The 15,069-nt window shown below is 65.7% G+C and carries 15 protein-coding genes; 9 read left to right on the forward strand and 6 right to left on the reverse strand.

What is annotated here, in order from left to right; all coding sequences use genetic code 11:
- Nucleotides 1-96 precede the first annotated feature (96 nt).
- Nucleotides 97-576, forward strand: coding sequence for an Hsp20/alpha crystallin family protein (locus MSP7336_RS03940; protein WP_069397128.1), 480 nt, complete (start codon nt 97-99; stop codon nt 574-576).
- A 48-nt stretch (nt 577-624) separates the two neighbouring features.
- Here MSP7336_RS03940 and MSP7336_RS03945 read toward each other — a convergent pair whose 3' ends face one another.
- Nucleotides 625-1,386 (reverse strand): isocitrate lyase/PEP mutase family protein, encoded by a 762-nt coding sequence (locus MSP7336_RS03945; RefSeq protein WP_069397157.1) that lies wholly within the window; start codon nt 1,384-1,386, stop codon nt 625-627.
- A 111-nt stretch (nt 1,387-1,497) separates the two neighbouring features.
- Between MSP7336_RS03945 and MSP7336_RS03950 the strand changes: the two genes are divergently transcribed.
- The 4 genes from MSP7336_RS03950 to MSP7336_RS03965 all read left to right on the forward strand — a co-directional run bounded on the left by MSP7336_RS03950 (nt 1,498) and on the right by MSP7336_RS03965 (nt 5,365).
- The gene (locus MSP7336_RS03950; RefSeq protein WP_069397158.1) at nt 1,498-1,794 is read left to right on the forward strand and encodes a hypothetical protein; all 297 of its coding nucleotides are present in this window, start codon (nt 1,498-1,500) and stop codon (nt 1,792-1,794) included.
- A gap of 74 nt (nt 1,795-1,868) precedes the next feature.
- The gene (locus tag MSP7336_RS03955; RefSeq protein ID WP_069397129.1) at nt 1,869-2,690 is read left to right on the forward strand and encodes a hypothetical protein; all 822 of its coding nucleotides are present in this window, start codon (nt 1,869-1,871) and stop codon (nt 2,688-2,690) included.
- Nucleotides 2,691-2,708: 18 nt separating this feature from the next.
- Nucleotides 2,709-4,619 carry a fumarate reductase/succinate dehydrogenase flavoprotein subunit gene (locus MSP7336_RS03960; RefSeq protein ID WP_069397130.1) on the forward strand — a complete coding sequence of 637 codons (1,911 nt, stop codon included), beginning with the start codon at nt 2,709-2,711 and terminating at the stop codon, nt 4,617-4,619.
- The gene (locus tag MSP7336_RS03965; RefSeq protein ID WP_069397131.1) at nt 4,619-5,365 is read left to right on the forward strand and encodes a succinate dehydrogenase/fumarate reductase iron-sulfur subunit; all 747 of its coding nucleotides are present in this window, start codon (nt 4,619-4,621) and stop codon (nt 5,363-5,365) included. The genes MSP7336_RS03960 and MSP7336_RS03965 overlap by 1 nt, the downstream gene beginning before the upstream one ends.
- Nucleotides 5,366-5,369: 4 nt before the next feature.
- Here the strand turns inward: MSP7336_RS03965 and MSP7336_RS03970 are convergent, their stop codons facing one another.
- Both MSP7336_RS03970 and MSP7336_RS03975 read right to left on the reverse strand, forming a co-directional pair.
- Nucleotides 5,370-5,858, reverse strand: coding sequence for a flavin reductase family protein (locus MSP7336_RS03970; RefSeq protein ID WP_069397132.1), 489 nt, complete (start codon nt 5,856-5,858; stop codon nt 5,370-5,372).
- The gene (locus MSP7336_RS03975) at nt 5,855-6,889 is read right to left on the reverse strand and encodes an isopenicillin N synthase family dioxygenase (protein WP_372507641.1); all 1,035 of its coding nucleotides are present in this window, start codon (nt 6,887-6,889) and stop codon (nt 5,855-5,857) included. Before MSP7336_RS03975 ends, MSP7336_RS03970 begins: the two co-directional genes overlap by 4 nt.
- Nucleotides 6,890-7,088: 199 nt before the next feature.
- Here MSP7336_RS03975 and MSP7336_RS03980 point away from each other — a divergent pair, with 199 nt between their 5' ends.
- Complete coding sequence (locus tag MSP7336_RS03980) at nt 7,089-8,924, forward strand: acyl-CoA dehydrogenase (protein ID WP_069397133.1); 1,836 nt, start codon at nt 7,089-7,091, stop codon at nt 8,922-8,924.
- Between the two features lie 309 nt (nt 8,925-9,233).
- On the opposite strand, the gene MSP7336_RS03985 is transcribed toward MSP7336_RS03980, so the two are convergent.
- A complete protein-coding gene (locus MSP7336_RS03985) occupies nt 9,234-10,562 on the reverse strand; it encodes an acetyl-CoA C-acetyltransferase (protein WP_113963091.1) in 1,329 nt (442 codons plus the stop codon).
- A gap of 130 nt (nt 10,563-10,692) precedes the next feature.
- On the opposite strand from MSP7336_RS03985, the gene MSP7336_RS03990 reads away from it, so the two are divergent.
- Nucleotides 10,693-12,057 (forward strand): 3-oxoacyl-ACP reductase, encoded by a 1,365-nt coding sequence (locus MSP7336_RS03990; RefSeq protein ID WP_113963092.1) that lies wholly within the window; start codon nt 10,693-10,695, stop codon nt 12,055-12,057.
- 5 nt (nt 12,058-12,062) lie between these two features.
- Nucleotides 12,063-12,905, forward strand: coding sequence for a MaoC/PaaZ C-terminal domain-containing protein (locus MSP7336_RS03995; RefSeq protein WP_113964764.1), 843 nt, complete (start codon nt 12,063-12,065; stop codon nt 12,903-12,905).
- A gap of 12 nt (nt 12,906-12,917) precedes the next feature.
- On the opposite strand, the gene MSP7336_RS04000 is transcribed toward MSP7336_RS03995, so the two are convergent.
- Together MSP7336_RS04000 and MSP7336_RS04005 are read right to left on the reverse strand one after the other, a co-directional pair.
- Nucleotides 12,918-13,532, reverse strand: coding sequence for a TetR/AcrR family transcriptional regulator (locus MSP7336_RS04000; protein WP_069397136.1), 615 nt, complete (start codon nt 13,530-13,532; stop codon nt 12,918-12,920).
- Nucleotides 13,533-13,605: 73 nt separating this feature from the next.
- The gene (locus tag MSP7336_RS04005; RefSeq protein ID WP_113963093.1) at nt 13,606-14,763 is read right to left on the reverse strand and encodes a glycoside hydrolase family 3 N-terminal domain-containing protein; all 1,158 of its coding nucleotides are present in this window, start codon (nt 14,761-14,763) and stop codon (nt 13,606-13,608) included.
- 95 nt (nt 14,764-14,858) lie between these two features.
- On the opposite strand from MSP7336_RS04005, the gene MSP7336_RS04010 reads away from it, so the two are divergent.
- On the forward strand, nt 14,859-15,032 hold the full coding sequence (locus MSP7336_RS04010; RefSeq protein ID WP_069397138.1) for a DUF2613 domain-containing protein: 174 nt from the start codon (nt 14,859-14,861) through the stop codon (nt 15,030-15,032).
- Nucleotides 15,033-15,069: the final 37 nt, after the last annotated feature.

A 15,069-nucleotide genomic window follows, 5' to 3' on the forward strand; every position in this document is an offset into this window, starting at 1 on the left:
AGCGAACATCCAGGTGGAACTTAAGCGTAGGCGACTCAGGTTTTACCGGATAGCAGACCGACGCGGTGTCGGTCGCATCACGACGAGGAGAGAGCAATGAGCAACATCACACTGTGGTCGCGTCCTGCATGGGACCTCGACCGATGGCTGCGATGGGACACCGACCGGTGGCTGCAAGATTTCTTCGGGCCTGCGGCGGTGACCGACTGGTTCAAGCCGGTTTTCGGAGTTGATGGCTTCAGCCCGGCCGCGGAGATCGTCCGGGAAGGCGACGACGCGGTGGTGCGCCTGGAGCTGCCCGGTGTCGATGTCGACAAGGACGTGAACGTCGAACTCGTCGACGGACAGCTGGTCATCCGCGGCGAGCGCCGCGACGAGCACGCTGAGGAGAAGGACGGGCGCATGCTGCGCGAAGTCCGCTACGGCTCGTTCCACCGCTCGTTCCAGCTGCCGGCGCACATCACCGACGACGCGCTCAGCGCGTCCTACGACGCCGGTGTGCTCACCGTTCGAGTAGCGGGGGCTTACAAAGACCAAGCCGGCAAGGGCGCAAAGCGCATCGCGATCACCAAGTAAGGTTCGTGACACCAAATCCGGTGGGGCCCAACGGCTCCACCGGATTTGTCATGCCCAGCGGCGAAGAATCTCGTTGGCCCGCGCCGACAGCGCGCCCTGCAGGAACGGGCCGAAGCTGATCCGCCCGACACCCAACGGACCGAACGATGCCGGGTCGTCCTGGTCGGGCAGGGCGATCGCGTTGACCGGAAGCGGCAGCTCAGCACAGAAGCGCCGCAATGTTTCCGGCTGGTGGCGACCCACCGGGTACAACGCGTCGGCACCGGCCGCCGCGGCCTGTTTCAGCCGCGCCACCGCGCGATCGACCCGATCCGAGTCGTCACCGTCGTTACGCAAGAACAGATCGGTGCGGGCGTTGATCACGACGTGCACACCGGCCGAATCGGCAGCCGCGCGCAGGGCAGCGACCAACTCGGCGTGCTCACCCGCCGAGCGCAGTCGTTTGCCCTCGCTGTGCACGGTGTCCTCGATGTTGAGCCCCACCGCGCCCGCCCCGATCAACCCGTCGATCAGTTGCGCCGCCGGCAGCCCGTAACCCGATTCGATGTCCACCGACACCGGCGCCTGCACCGCGGCGGTGATCTGGGCGACCCGGCCCAGCAGGTCGTCGAAGGACATGCCCTCGCCGTCCGGCTTGCCCACCGAGTCGGCGACCGGGTGGCTGCCCACGGTGAGCGCGGCGAACCCGGCGCCGGCTGCCAGCTGCGCGGACCACGCGTCCCACACCGTCGGCAGAATTACCGGGTTGCCGGGCTGATGCAGCGCCAGCAACGCCGTTGCCCGGTCGGCCAGAGTCCTGTCGGTTGCCATCGCGACCTTTCGTCGCGCGGACGTGACTTGGCTCACCTCCGCTGCCTGAAGTGGATAGTATCGACAGCGAACGTACTGTGATCCATGACACCATCTGCGCAGGGAGATCCGTTGTCGAGCACTACTGAACTCGCCGAACTGCACAACCTCATCGGTGGTCTGCGGCGGTGCGTTACCTCGTTGAAGTCGCGATACGGCGATACCCCCGCGATGCGCCGCATCGTCAACGACGCCGAGCGGATCCTCAACGATGTCGAACTGCTCGACATCGACGCCAGCGAATTGGAGTTGACCTCGGTCACCCCGCCCTATTCGGGCGAGAAGATCGCGATCCCGGACACCGAATACGACGCCGAGTTCTGGCGCGACGTCGATGACGAGGGGGTAGGTGGTCACAGCAGGCTCTGACCACCCCCGCATTCGGGGCGCTCATATGTGACTTAGTACCCTCCAACGAGCCCCACCGAAGAGGATCACAGTAGATGAGCGCACCCACGGCGAACCGTCCTGCTACCGGCGTCTTCTCACCCAACCGCGCGCAGCTGCCGCAGCGCACGCTGCGCACCGACCGGTGGTGGAAGGCACCACTGCTAACAGACCTCGGGCTTGCTGCGTTTTTGATCTACGGTTTTGTCCGGGCGATGTGGGGCAGCGCCTACTGGGTTGACGACTACCACTACCTGACGCCGTTCTACTCGCCGTGCGTCAGTGCATCGTGTGTACCCGGGGCCAGCCACCTGGGCGTGTGGTTCGGCCACTTCCCGTGGTGGATGCCGTTGGGAAGTCTGGTGCTGCCATTCCTACTGGGCTTCCGGATCACCTGCTACTACTACCGACGGGCCTACTACCGATCGGTGTGGCAGTCACCGCCGGGATGCGCTGTCGCCGAACCGCATTCGACCTACACCGGAGAAACGCGGCTCCCGCTGATCATTCAGAACAGCCACCGGTACTTCTTTTACATCGCGCTGGTCGTGTCGGTGATCAATACCTACGATGCCATCAAGGCCTTCCACTCGCCGTCCGGATTCGGATTCGGTTTAGGCAACGTCATTCTCGTCGGCAACGTGACCCTGCTCTGGATCTACACGCTGTCGTGTCACTCCTGCCGTCATGTCACCGGCGGCCGGCTCAAGCACTTCTCGAAGCATCCAATCCGGTACTGGCTGTGGACGAAAGTCAGTGCGATCAACACCCGCCACATGGAGTTCGCCTGGATCACGTTGGGCACGCTGGTAATAACCGACTTCTACATCATGCTGGTGGCCAGCGGCACCATCAATGACCTCAGGTTTATTGGCTGACAAGACAAGCGAGGATTCATGGTTGAGGTCGAGCGGCACGCCTACGACGTAGTCGTGATCGGTGCCGGCGGCGCAGGTTTGCGTGCGGTCATCGAGGCGCGCGAACGGGGCCTGAAAGTTGCCGTGGTGTGCAAGTCCCTGTTCGGCAAGGCGCACACAGTGATGGCCGAAGGCGGCGCGGCAGCGGCGATGGGCAACGTCAACTCCAAAGACAACTGGCAAGTCCATTTCTGCGACACCATGCGCGGCGGCAAGTTCCTCAACAACTGGCGCATGGCCGAACTGCACGCCAAGGAGGCGCCGGACCGGGTTTGGGAGTTGGAGACCTACGGCGCGCTGTTCGACCGCACCAAAGACGGCCGGATCAGCCAGCGCAACTTCGGCGGGCACACCTATCCGCGGCTGGCCCACGTCGGCGACCGCACCGGCCTGGAACTCATCCGCACGTTGCAGCAGAAGATCGTCTCACTGCAGCAGGAGGATCACGCCGAACTGGGCGACTACGAGGCGCGGATCAAGGTATTCGCCGAGTGCACGATCACCGAGCTGCTCAAAGACGGCGACCGGATATCGGGCGCGTTCGGCTACTGGCGCGAGACCGGCCGGTTCGTGTTGTTCGAGGCACCCGCTGTGGTGTTGGCCACCGGCGGGATCGGCAAGTCGTTCAAAGTGACGTCGAACTCCTGGGAGTACACCGGTGACGGGCACGCGCTGGCGCTACGGGCCGGCGCGACGCTGATCAACATGGAGTTCGTCCAGTTCCACCCGACCGGCATGGTGTGGCCACCCAGCGTGAAGGGGATTCTGGTCACCGAAGGCGTCCGCGGCGACGGCGGGGTGCTGAAGAATTCCGAGGGCAAGCGGTTCATGTTCGGCTACATCCCCCCGGTGTTCAAAGGCCAGTACGCCGAGACCGAGCAAGAGGCCGACCAGTGGCTCAAGGACAACGACTCGGCCCGGCGCACGCCGGACCTGCTGCCGCGCGATGAGGTCGCCCGCGCAATCAACTCGGAAGTCAAGGCCGGGCGTGGTACCCCGCACGGCGGGGTCTACCTCGACATCGCCTCACGCCTGACGGCCGAGGAGATCAAGCGGCGGCTGCCGTCGATGTATCACCAGTTCATGGAGCTGGCCGGGGTCGACATCACCAAGGAACCCATGGAGGTGGGGCCGACCTGTCACTACGTGATGGGCGGTGTCGAGGTCGACCCGGATACCGGCGCGGCCATCGTCCCCGGGCTGTTCGCCGCCGGCGAGTGCTCCGGCGGGATGCACGGCTCCAACCGGCTCGGCGGCAACTCGCTGTCGGACCTGCTGGTGTTCGGCCGCCGCGCCGGGTTGGGCGCCGCCGACTACGTGCGGGCTCTGCACAGCCGCCCGGCGGTTTCCCAGGAGGCCATCGACGCCGCGGCCAAGCTGGCGCTGTCACCGTTCGACGGGCCCAAAGACGGTTCTCCAGAGAATCCGTACAAGCTGCAGATGGACCTGCAGGACACGATGAACGAGCTGGTCGGCATCATCCGCAGGGCCGACGAGATCACCCAGGCGTTGTCGCGGCTCGATGAGCTGCGGGAGCGGTTCACCAGGCTGCAGGTTGAGGGGCACCGTCAATACAACCCGGGGTGGCATTTGGCCATCGACCTGCGCAACATGCTTATGGTCAGCGAATGCGTGGCCCGGGCGGCGCTGGAACGTACCGAGAGCCGGGGCGGGCACACCCGTGACGACCATCCCGCGATGGAAGCCGAGTGGCGCAACACGCTGTTGGTGTGCCGGGCCGAAGGTGACCGCAGCCTCCCCCACATCAGCGTCAGCCGCCAGACGCAAGTGCCGATGCGACCCGACCTGCTGGAACTCTTCGAGATTTCCGAGTTGGAAAAGTATTACACCGACGGCGAGCTGGCCGAGCACCCGGGACGGAGAAGCTAATGACGTACAACGCCACCATGCGGGTGTGGCGCGGCGATGACACCGGCGGCGCACTGCAGAACTTCACCATCGAAGTCAACGAGGGTGAGGTGGTGCTCGACGTCATCCATCGCCTGCAGCAGACCCAAACACCCGATCTTGCGGTGCGCTGGAACTGCAAGGCGGGCAAGTGTGGATCGTGCTCGGCGGAGATCAACGGCAAACCGCGGTTGATGTGCATGACCCGCATGTCGACCTTCGCCGAAGACGAGGTGGTCACCGTGACGCCGCTGCGGACGTTCCCGGTGATCCGCGACCTGGTCACCGACGTGTCGTTCAACTACGAAAAAGCGCGTGAGATCCCGTCATTCGCCCCGCCCAAGGATTTGCAGCCCGGCGAGTACCGCATGGCGCAGGTCGACGTCCAGCGGTCGCAGGAATTCCGTAAGTGCATCGAATGCTTCCTGTGCCAGAACGTGTGCCACGTGATCCGTGATCACGAGGAGAACAAAGAGGCCTTCGCCGGCCCGCGTTTCTTCATCCGCCTCGCTGAGCTGGAGATGCATCCGCTCGATACCGCGGACCGGCGCGATCTGGCACAGGACGAGGCCGGCCTGGGATTGTGCAACATCACCAAGTGCTGCACCGAGGTGTGCCCCGAGAACATCAAGATCACCGACAACGCCATCATCCCGATGAAAGAGCGGGTGGCCGGCCACCGGTACGACCCGCTGGTGTGGCTGGGCAATAAACTGTTCCGCCGCTGAACGATCAGACGCCGAGTCGTCGGAAAACGCTGCGGTGAAACACGATTGGTGCCACGTCGGGGTTCACCCGGACGTCGCTCACCCGTAAGACGACGATCGTGTGATCACCGGCCGGGACCAGCTGTTCGATGCTGCTTTCCAACCACACGCTGGTCCCCTGGATGAACACGGCGCCGCTGCGGTTGACCACGGTTTCCAGCCCGGCGAAACGGTCGCCGGTCTTGGCGGCCAGCGTGCGCACGGCGTCGTCGTGCGCTTCGCCCAAAACGCTGATCCCCAGCGCGGGCACGCCTTTGAGCTTGGGCCATGTCGTCGAGGTGTTCTGCACGCAGAACGACACCAGCGGCGGATCCAGCGATACCGGAACGAATGTGCTCGCCGCCAAGCCCTCACGCACCCCGTCGACTTCGGCCGCGATCGCGACCACCCCGGTCGGAAAGTGACCGAAGGCGTCACGCAGCGACGACGGTGTCAGCTTGTCGGATTGATTCACCGGGCTTCATTCGTCTGGTGGGGTTTTCGCATCCTGACACTACCCGAGTAGCCGTGCGCTGCGGCAACATCGGGATGCGACCGCAATCTGCTTTTCCAGGCGTTGCGCCCATACACCGAGAAAATCGGATCCGACGGGTCCGCGCGGAAGCCGCTATCGGCTGAGAGGTGATCGGGCAGCGACAGCACGGGCAGGTGCGCATCTAATCGCGGATTGAAGAAATAGGGCACCGAGATCCGGTCGGCCGCCTCGCGCAGATTCACCCGGTGCTCGGTAGCCCGCAGATACCCCCCGGTGGCAACCTCCAACAGCTCGCCGATGTTGACGACGAACGCGTCGTCGCGCGCCGGGACGTCGATCCAGTCGCCCGCGGCGCTGCGCGGCGGGCGCACCTGTAGTCCCCGGGTGCCCGGCTCGGCCGCCAACAGCGTGAGCACCCCGGCGTCGCGATGTGCGCCCACTCCCTGCGAGGTGGGCGCACCGGCCGGATAGTGCACGATCTTGATCAGGGTGGCCGGTGTCTCGGCGAAGGCCGCATCGAAGATGTCGCCGGGGCTGCCCAACGCGGCCGCCCAGTGCCGCAACAGGGTGCGGGCGACCCGGGACATTGCCGCGTCCCACGACCTGATGATTTCGGGCAACTCGGGCAACCCGGCGGGCCACTGGTTGGGGCCCTGCAACCACAAGTAATCCGGCCTGCCCGGACCGCCGATCGGGGGCAGCTCCGGCCCGATGTCGAGCTGCTCACGCCAGTCCACCCGGCCACCGGTCAGCTCGCCGCCCATCCGGGTGTAGCCGCGGAAATGCGGACTGTGCACCATGGCGATGGCGTCCTTGTCGGCCTGCGGCAGCGCGAACAGCCGCCGCGCCGCCGCCAGCAGCTCGCGGGTGAGCCGCTGTGGCACACCATGGCCTGTCAGATAGCAGAAGCCGACGTCGTGGCCCGCCTCGCGCAGCTGCCTGCGCAGTGTGCCGGGGCGCGCGCTCAGATCGACCACAGGCAGGGTAGTGATGCTCGACACAGATGCCACCTGCCCATCATCACCGCTGGTGAGACGGCGCGCCACGGTCGCGATCAACGAGAACCCAACCGGTTGGTTGTTTAGCCGATGAAATTTAGCTCACACTGTGTTGCGTTCAAGTTACCGATGGGTATGCTTATCGCTGTTACTGGTGGGTAACTTAGCCCTAGTACCCAACCACGAGTGGCAGTCTCATCGAGGAGGACACGTGAGCCACTACAAAAGCAATGTTCGCGACCAGGTATTCAATCTGTTCGAAGTCTTCGGAGTCGACAAGGCTCTCGGGGAGGGTGCTTACAGCGACCTAGATGCCGACACCGCCAGCGAGATGCTCGCGGAGATCAGCCGACTGGCTGAAGGCCCCATCGCCGAGTCGTTTGTCGAGGGCGACCGTAATCCTCCCGTCTTCGACCCGGAGACGCACTCCGTGACGCTTCCGGAGGGGTTCAAGAAGTCGGTGCGCGCTGTGCTCGAGGCCGGCTGGGACAAAGTCGGTATCGACGAGGAGCTCGGCGGCATGCCGATGCCCAAGGCATTGGTGTGGGCCCTGCATGAGCATCTGCTGGGCGCCAACCCGGCGGTGTGGATGTACGGCGGTGGCGCCGGGTTCGCGGCGATCTTCTATCACCTCGCTACCGAAGAGCAGAAGAAGTGGGCCGTGCTGGCCGCCGAGCGCGGCTGGGGCGCCACCATGGTGCTCACCGAACCGGACGCCGGCTCGGACGTCGGCGCCGGCCGGACCAAGGCGATCAAGCAGGACGATGGTTCCTGGCACATCGAGGGCGTGAAGCGCTTCATCACGTCCGGTGACTCCGGCGACCTGTTCGAGAACATCTTCCATTTGGTGCTGGCCCGCCCCGAGGGCGCCGGCCCCGGCACCAAGGGTCTGTCGCTGTTCTTCGTGCCCAAGTTCCTGTTCGACTTCGAGACCGGTGAACTGGGCGAGCGCAACGGCGTGTTCGTCACCAACGTCGAGCACAAGATGGGTCTGAAGGTCTCCGCGACCTGCGAGCTGGCCTTCGGCCAGCACGGCGTGCCCGCCAAAGGTTGGCTGGTCGGCGAGGTGCACAACGGCATCGCGCAGATGTTCGAGGTCATCGAGCAGGCCCGGATGATGGTCGGCACCAAGGCGATTGCGACGCTGTCGACCGGCTACCTCAACGCGCTGGCCTACGCCAAGGAGCGTGTGCAGGGTGCGGATCTGACCCAGATGACCGACAAGACCGCGCCGCGGGTGACCATCACCCATCACCCCGACGTGCGCCGCTCGCTGATGACCCAGAAGGCCTACGCCGAGGGTCTGCGTGCGCTGTACCTCTACACCGCGACCTACCAGGACGCCGAGGTGGCCAAGGCCGTGCAGGGCGTGGACGCCGACCTGGCCGTCAGGGTCAACGACCTGATGCTGCCGGTGGTCAAGGGTGTCGGCTCGGAGCAGGCCTACGCCAAGCTCACCGAGAGCCTGCAGACCTTCGGTGGCTCCGGCTTCCTGCAGGACTACCCGATCGAGCAGTACATCCGGGACGCCAAGATCGACTCCCTCTACGAGGGCACCACGGCCATCCAGGCGCAGGACTTCTTCTTCCGCAAGATCGTCCGCGACAAAGGTGTGGCGCTGGCCCACGTGTCGAGCCAGATCGAGGAGTTCGTCAAGAACGAGGCGGGCAATGGCCGGTTGAAGGCCGAGCGGGCGCTGCTGGCTACCGCGTTGGCCGACGTGCAGGCGATGGCCGCGGCGATGACCGGCTACCTGATGGCCGCGCAGGAGGACATCAGCAGCATCTACAAGGTGGGCCTGGGCTCCGTGCGGTTCCTGATGAGCGTCGGCGACCTGATTATCGGCTGGCTGCTGCAGCGTCAGGCCGCGGTGGCCATCGAGAAGCTCGACGCCGGGGTCAGCGACACCGACCGGGCCTTCTACGAGGGCAAGATCGCGGTGGCGTCGTTCTTTGCCAAGAACTTCCTGCCGCTGCTGACCGGCACTCGTCAGGTGCTCGAGACGCTCGACAACGACATCATGGAGCTTGACGAGGCGGCCTTCTAGCCCCTCCACCAAGCACCGCCAACGCACGTTCCCCCATTTCATTGCGGAATGGGGGAATTTGTGTCTTGGGCAGCGCCACAATTCCTATACGGGGGGCCACCGCTGAATCCCCTCTTCCGAGCGGTGGCCCCCTCTAGCTGGCCGCCGTCTTGCGGCCAAATCACAGGGATGCTCCGCGCTGTCATCGGGTCGGGGGGTCGGACGACAACACGGAGCAATCCGCAAATCGGATAACCGCGGCGTCGGGTCGCTAAACCATTTCCCGACCATTGCCCGACTGCTGCCCGCGAAATTTCCCGCGGGCGGGTGTCAGGCTTCCAGGATGGCGGCCACTCCCTGGCCGCCGGCGGCACAGATGGAGATCAGCGCGCGCAGCGGCTTGCCGGCACCCTTTTGCTTGGCCTTCTTCTCCGCCAGTTGCTTGGCGGTCTGCGCGAGAATCCGCCCGCCGGTCGCGGCGAACGGGTGCCCGGCCGCCAACGACGAACCGTTGACGTTGAGCTTGGCCCGATCGATGGACCCCAGCGGGGCGTCCAAGCCCAGTTTCTGCTTGCAGTATTCCTCGGATTCCCACGCCTGCAGGTGCGCGAGCACCACCGAAGCAAACGCCTCGTGGATCTCGTAGAAATCGAAATCCTGCAGTTGCAGTCCATTTCTCGCCAGCAGTCGCGGCACCACATAGGTCGGGGCCATCAGCAGCCCGTCCGCGCCGTTGACATAGTCCACTGCGCCCGTTTCCGCGTCGACGAAATACGCCAACGGAGTCAGCCCGTGCTTTTCGGCCCAGTCTTCGCTGGACAGCAACGCCACCGAAGCGCCGTCGGTCAACGGCGTCGAGTTGCCCGCCGTCATCGTGGCGTCACCGGATTTCACCCCGAACACCGGCTTGAGCTGCGCCAGCTTCTCCACCGACGCGTCGGGTCGCAGGTTGTCGTCACGGTAGAGGCCCAGAAACGGCGTAACCAGGTCGTCGAAGAAACCCCGGTCGTAGGCCGCGGCCATGTTGCGATGGCTGGCCGCAGCGAGCTCGTCCTGGTCGCGTCGCGTGATGCCCATCTGCTTGGTGGTGATGGCCTGGTGTTCGCCCATTGACAGCCCGGTGCGCGGCTCGCTGTTCACCGGGATCTCCACGCCAAGGCTGGCCGGTAACTTGCCGGCCAGCTTGAGCCGCTCGACGTTGGATTTGGACCGACGCAGCCCCAGCAACGTACGGCGCAGGTTGTCGCCCAGACCGATCGGCGCATCGGAGGTGGTGTCCACCCCACCGGCGGCGGCGACCTCGTAGCGGCCGGCGGCGATGCCGTCGGCCGCGGCGATCGCCGCCTGCAGACCGGTGCCGCACGCCTGCTGAATGTCGAATGCCGGCGTGTAGGACGACAGCGCCGACCCCAGCACGCATTCGCGCATCAGGTTGAAATCACGGCTGTGCTTGAGCACCGCGCCACCGATCACCGCGCCCAGTTGCTCGCCGGCCAGATTGAACCGGTCGACCAATCCGGCCAGCGCCGCGGTGAACATGTCTTGGTTGGACGCCTCGGCGTAGGCGCGGTCGGAACGCGCGAACGGGATGCGGTTGCCGCCCAGGACGGCGACCCGGCGCTGAGTGCTCGTCTTGGTCGAAGAACTTGCAGTAGCCACGGTTATCTCCGTCGGTTGAGGGTTATTCGCGGTCTGGGACCCATAGTACCCACCGTTCTTACTCTGGAGTAAGTTAGGACTCCGATACCGTTTTCGATAGCAGGAACGCTCGACACGGAAGGCAACATCAGTGGCCCGCAAGCTTCCACCAGACCTATTCTCCCAAGTCGTCAACTCGGCCCCCGGATCGTTTCTGGCCAAGCAACTCGGCATCCCCCAGCCCGAGCCGTTGCGCCGCTACCGCGTCGGTGATCCGCCGCTGGCCGGCTCGCTGCTGATCGGCGGCCAAGGCCGGGTGGTTGAGCCGCTGCGCGCGGCATTGGACGCCGACTACGACGTGGTGGGCGCGAACCTCGGCGGCCGCTGGGCCGACTCGTTCGGCGGGCTGGTTTTCGACGCCACCGGCATCACCGCCCCCGCCGAGCTGACGGCGCTGTATGAGTTCTTCACCCCGCTGCTGCGCAACCTCGGCGCCTGCGGTCGCGTCGTCGTGGTCGGCACCACCCCCGAGGCGGCCGGCAGCACCGACGAGCGAATCGCCCAGCGGGCGCTGGAAGGCTTCACCCGCTCGCTGGGCAAGGAGCTGCGCCGGGGCGCCACCGTCGCGCTGGTCTACCTCGCGCCCGACGCCAAACCGGCCGCGACCGGCCTGGAGTCGACGATGCGGTTCATCCTGTCGGCCAAGTCGGCCTACGTCGACGGCCAGGTGTTCTACGTCGGCGCCGAGGATGCCACCCCGCCGGCGGACTGGGACCGGCCGCTGGACGGCAAGGTCGGCATCGTGACCGGCGCGGCCCGAGGCATCGGCGCGACGATCGCCGAGGTGTTCGCCCGCGACGGTGCACGGGTGGTCGCGATCGACGTCGAGGGCGCCGCCGAGGCTCTGGAGAAGACCGCAAGCCGGACCGGCGGCACCGCGCTGACACTCGACGTCACCGCGCAGGATGCCGTCGACAAGATCACCGAGCATCTGCGCGATCACTACAACGGCCGGGCCGACATCTTGGTCAACAATGCCGGCATCACCCGCGACAAGCTGCTCGCCAACATGGACGCTGACCGGTGGAACGCAGTGCTCGCGGTCAATCTGCTTGCGCCACTTCGGCTTACTCAGGGGCTGGTCGGCAATGGCAGCATCGGTGAAGGCGGCCGGGTGATTGGGCTGTCGTCGATGGCCGGTATCGCCGGCAACCGCGGCCAGACCAACTACGCCACCACCAAGGCCGGCATGATCGGCCTGACCCAGGCGCTGGCACCGGAACTCGCCGAGAAAGGCATCACCATCAACGCCGTCGCGCCGGGATTCATCGAAACCCAGATGACCGCGGCGATCCCACTGGCCACCCGCGAGGTGGGGCGCCGGCTGAACTCGTTGTATCAGGGCGGCCAGCCCATCGACGTGGCCGAGACGATCGCCTATTTCGCCAGCCCGGCGTCGAATGCGGTGACCGGCAACGTGATTCGGGTGTGCGGCCAGGCGATGTTGGGGGCGTGACAACCATGACCCAACCCAGTGGCCTGAAGAATCTGGTGCGCGCGGCGGCCGGGGCACTGCCGTTCGTGCCGCGAGGCGACCGGCCGCCCGACCGGACGTTGACAGTCAAAGACCTGCCCATCGACCGCACCAACGTTGCTGCCTATGCGGCGGTCACCGGGCTGCGCTACGGCGACAACGTGCCGCTGACGTACCCCTTCGCACTGACCTTCCCGACCATGATGTCGTTGGTCACCGGCTTCGATTTCCCTTTCCCCGCAATGGGATCGGTTCATATCGAGAACCACATCACTCAGTACCGGCCGATCGCGGTGACCGACACCGTCAACGTCCGGGTGCATGCGGAGAACCTCCGCGAACATCGCCGGGGTCTGCTGGTCGACCTGGTGACCGACGTCAGCGTCGGCAACGAGCCTGCTTGGCATCAGGTGACGACGTTTCTGCATCAGCAACGCACCAGCTTATCCGACGAGCCCAAACCGCCACCGCAGAAACAGCCAAAACTGCCGCCACCCAACGCAATCCTGCGAGTAACACCCAGCCAGATTCGCCGCTACGCCGCCGTCAGCGGGGACCACAACCCGATTCACACCAATCCGGTCGGCGCCAGGCTGTTCGGGTTCCCGACTGTCATCGCGCATGGGATGTTCAGTGCTGCAGCGGTTCTGGTGAATCTAGAGGGCAAGCTGCCCGATGCGGTGAGCTACTCGGTGCGATTCGGTAAGCCGCTGGTGCTGCCCGCCAGCGCCGGGCTCTACATCGAACAGGCGGACAACGGCTGGGACATCAACCTGCGCAACATCACCAAGCGCTACCCGTATCTCACCGGGACAGTGCGACCGCTGTGAATCCTGCGCGCTCTAGCCGGAGCTGGTGGTGGTTTCGCTCGGTGTCCCCCGCAGGCCCCGCCAGAACAGGTTGATCATCAGCTCGGCGGCTTCGTCGACGCCGGTGTCACCGGTACTGAGCCTGGTGGCCACCGCCTCGCCGGCTCCCACCAGTGCGACGGCCATCATCTCGAAATCGCTGTTCAGATCCGGATTTCGGGTTCCGGCTTCGAGCAGACGAGCCACCAAGTCGATGATCTGCTCGCGTCCCTCGCGCACGGTATGAGCAAACGCCTGCGAGCTGGTGGCCTGGGTGTACATCACCAGCCACGATGCCCGGTTGGTGTCGATGTAGCGCATGAACGACACGATGGCGTTGCGCAGCAGGTCCTTCGGGCGTTGCTCGAAGTCGATCTCTGAGCGGACGGTGTCGATGAAGCGAGCCAGTTCACGGTTCAGGCAGGCGCCGAACAACTCCTCCTTGGAGCCGTAATACAGATACAGCATCGGCTTGGAGATCTGCGCTTTCGCCGCGATCGCATCCATCGACGTTTCGTGGTAGCCGTTGATCGAGAACATCTCCACGGCGGCGTCGAGCATTTGCTGCTCACGGACGGCACGGGGCAGCCGCTTGGTACCACTTGCCATGTGTTGTCCTTCGTCGTCGCGCCGAAAGCCACTGACTCCAGCGTAAGCAATGCGCCACCGGGACACATCCCGGCTAGCCGCGGCAGCCGGCTTGCTGCTCCTTGATGGTCGCCATCCGCAGCACCGAGGCGTCGATCGCCAGCTGCGTCAACTCCCCCGCGGCCAACGCCTTCTCCAGCCGGTCCAGCACCGCGGGAACCTCGTCGGTGGTGACCCACAGCGCGACGTCGCTGCCGGCGCGCAGGGCAAGCAATACCGCATCCGGTACCGCGTAATGCTCGTTGATCGCGGCCATGCTGGACAGGTCGTCGCTGAACACCGGCCCGTTGAAGGGCGGACCCCCGTAACCGCCGTCGCGCAGCAGTCCTATCGCGGCCGGGCTCAGGCTGGCCGGCTGACCGTCGGTGAGGCCGGGCACCACCAGGTGACCGATCATCACCCCGACCGGCGACGCGGTGGTCAGTGTGCGGTACGGAACCAGGTCGTCGGCTTGCAGCTGGTCCAGTGGCGGGGTGCTCACGCCGCCGGTATGCGAGTCGCCCGAGCCGTGCCCGTGACCGGGGAAGTGCTTGAGGACCGGCAACAGCCCGGCGTCGCGCAGCCCGCGCGCATACGCCCCGGCATAGTCGGTGACCAGCGCCGGATCCGAACCGAATGACCGGTCGCCGATCACGGTGCCGTCCGGCGCGTCGGTGACATCGACGACCGGCGCGAAGTCGATGGTGATCCCCACACCGCGCATCTTGTGGCCGCGATCCAACGCCAGGCCGTAAACCTCGTCGACGCTTTGGGTTTGGGCCAGCACCCGCGAGGACGGCGCCGGCCCGATCAGCGACGACAGCCGCGACACCCGGCCGCCTTCCTCGTCGACGCTGACCGCCAGCGGTAGTGGGCCCGCGCTGCCGGTGATGGCACGCAACGAGCCGTCGCTCAGCATCGACAGGTCGGTCCAGCTGCCGATGAAGATCCCGCCGACATGATGGTCGGCCACCACGGTCTTGGCATCCGCGGCGTCACGCACGCCCACCATCAGCAGCTGCGCCAGCTTGTCGCGGGCCGACAGCCCGGCCACGATGGCCTCCGGATTGCCACAGGTCGGTGGTCGGCCGGCCGGAGCCGGGGCCGCCGAAGACGACGACGCGGGCGGTTTGGCGGTGCCACACGCCGTGATCAGCGCCGCCACAGTGACCGCCACAGTGATGAGGACAGCCGGGACGCGGGGGAAAGCCATCGGGCCATGCTGTCACGGCGCTCCCGGGCGGATGCAGCCTGCTAGGTTTGGCGACAAGCATCGCCGCAGATTTCCCAACGCTGAGGAGCCACCCGATGAACCGGTTCGTTGCGCCCGCTGCCGCCAGCATCGTGGTCGGCCTGCTGCTCGGCGCTGCCGCGATCTTCGGGATCACCCTGATGGTGCAGCAGGACAGCAAGCCACCACTTCCGGGCGGGGATCCCCAGTCGTCGGTGCTCAACCGGGTTGAGTACGGCAACCGCGCCTAACCCGAGCGCGCCCGCTGCCGAAGCGGCCGCGGCACCG

This window comes from Mycobacterium shimoidei, assembly GCF_900417275.1.
Classification (GTDB): domain Bacteria; phylum Actinomycetota; class Actinomycetes; order Mycobacteriales; family Mycobacteriaceae; genus Mycobacterium; species Mycobacterium shimoidei.

Excerpts from the sequence above, each read along its gene's own strand:
- MSP7336_RS03940 (WP_069397128.1), top strand. The coding sequence starts at position 97 with ATGAGCAACATCACACTGTGGTCGCGTCCTGCATGGGACCTCGACCGA.
- MSP7336_RS03945 (WP_069397157.1), bottom strand. The coding sequence starts at position 1,386 with ATGGCAACCGACAGGACTCTGGCCGACCGGGCAACGGCGTTGCTGGCG.
- MSP7336_RS03955 (WP_069397129.1), top strand. The coding sequence starts at position 1,869 with ATGAGCGCACCCACGGCGAACCGTCCTGCTACCGGCGTCTTCTCACCC.
- MSP7336_RS03960 (WP_069397130.1), top strand. The coding sequence starts at position 2,709 with ATGGTTGAGGTCGAGCGGCACGCCTACGACGTAGTCGTGATCGGTGCC.
- MSP7336_RS03965 (WP_069397131.1), top strand. The coding sequence starts at position 4,619 with ATGACGTACAACGCCACCATGCGGGTGTGGCGCGGCGATGACACCGGC.
- MSP7336_RS03995 (WP_113964764.1), top strand. The coding sequence starts at position 12,063 with ATGACCCAACCCAGTGGCCTGAAGAATCTGGTGCGCGCGGCGGCCGGG.
- MSP7336_RS04000 (WP_069397136.1), bottom strand. The coding sequence starts at position 13,532 with ATGGCAAGTGGTACCAAGCGGCTGCCCCGTGCCGTCCGTGAGCAGCAA.
- MSP7336_RS04005 (WP_113963093.1), bottom strand. The coding sequence starts at position 14,763 with ATGGCTTTCCCCCGCGTCCCGGCTGTCCTCATCACTGTGGCGGTCACT.
- MSP7336_RS04010 (WP_069397138.1), top strand. The coding sequence starts at position 14,859 with ATGAACCGGTTCGTTGCGCCCGCTGCCGCCAGCATCGTGGTCGGCCTG.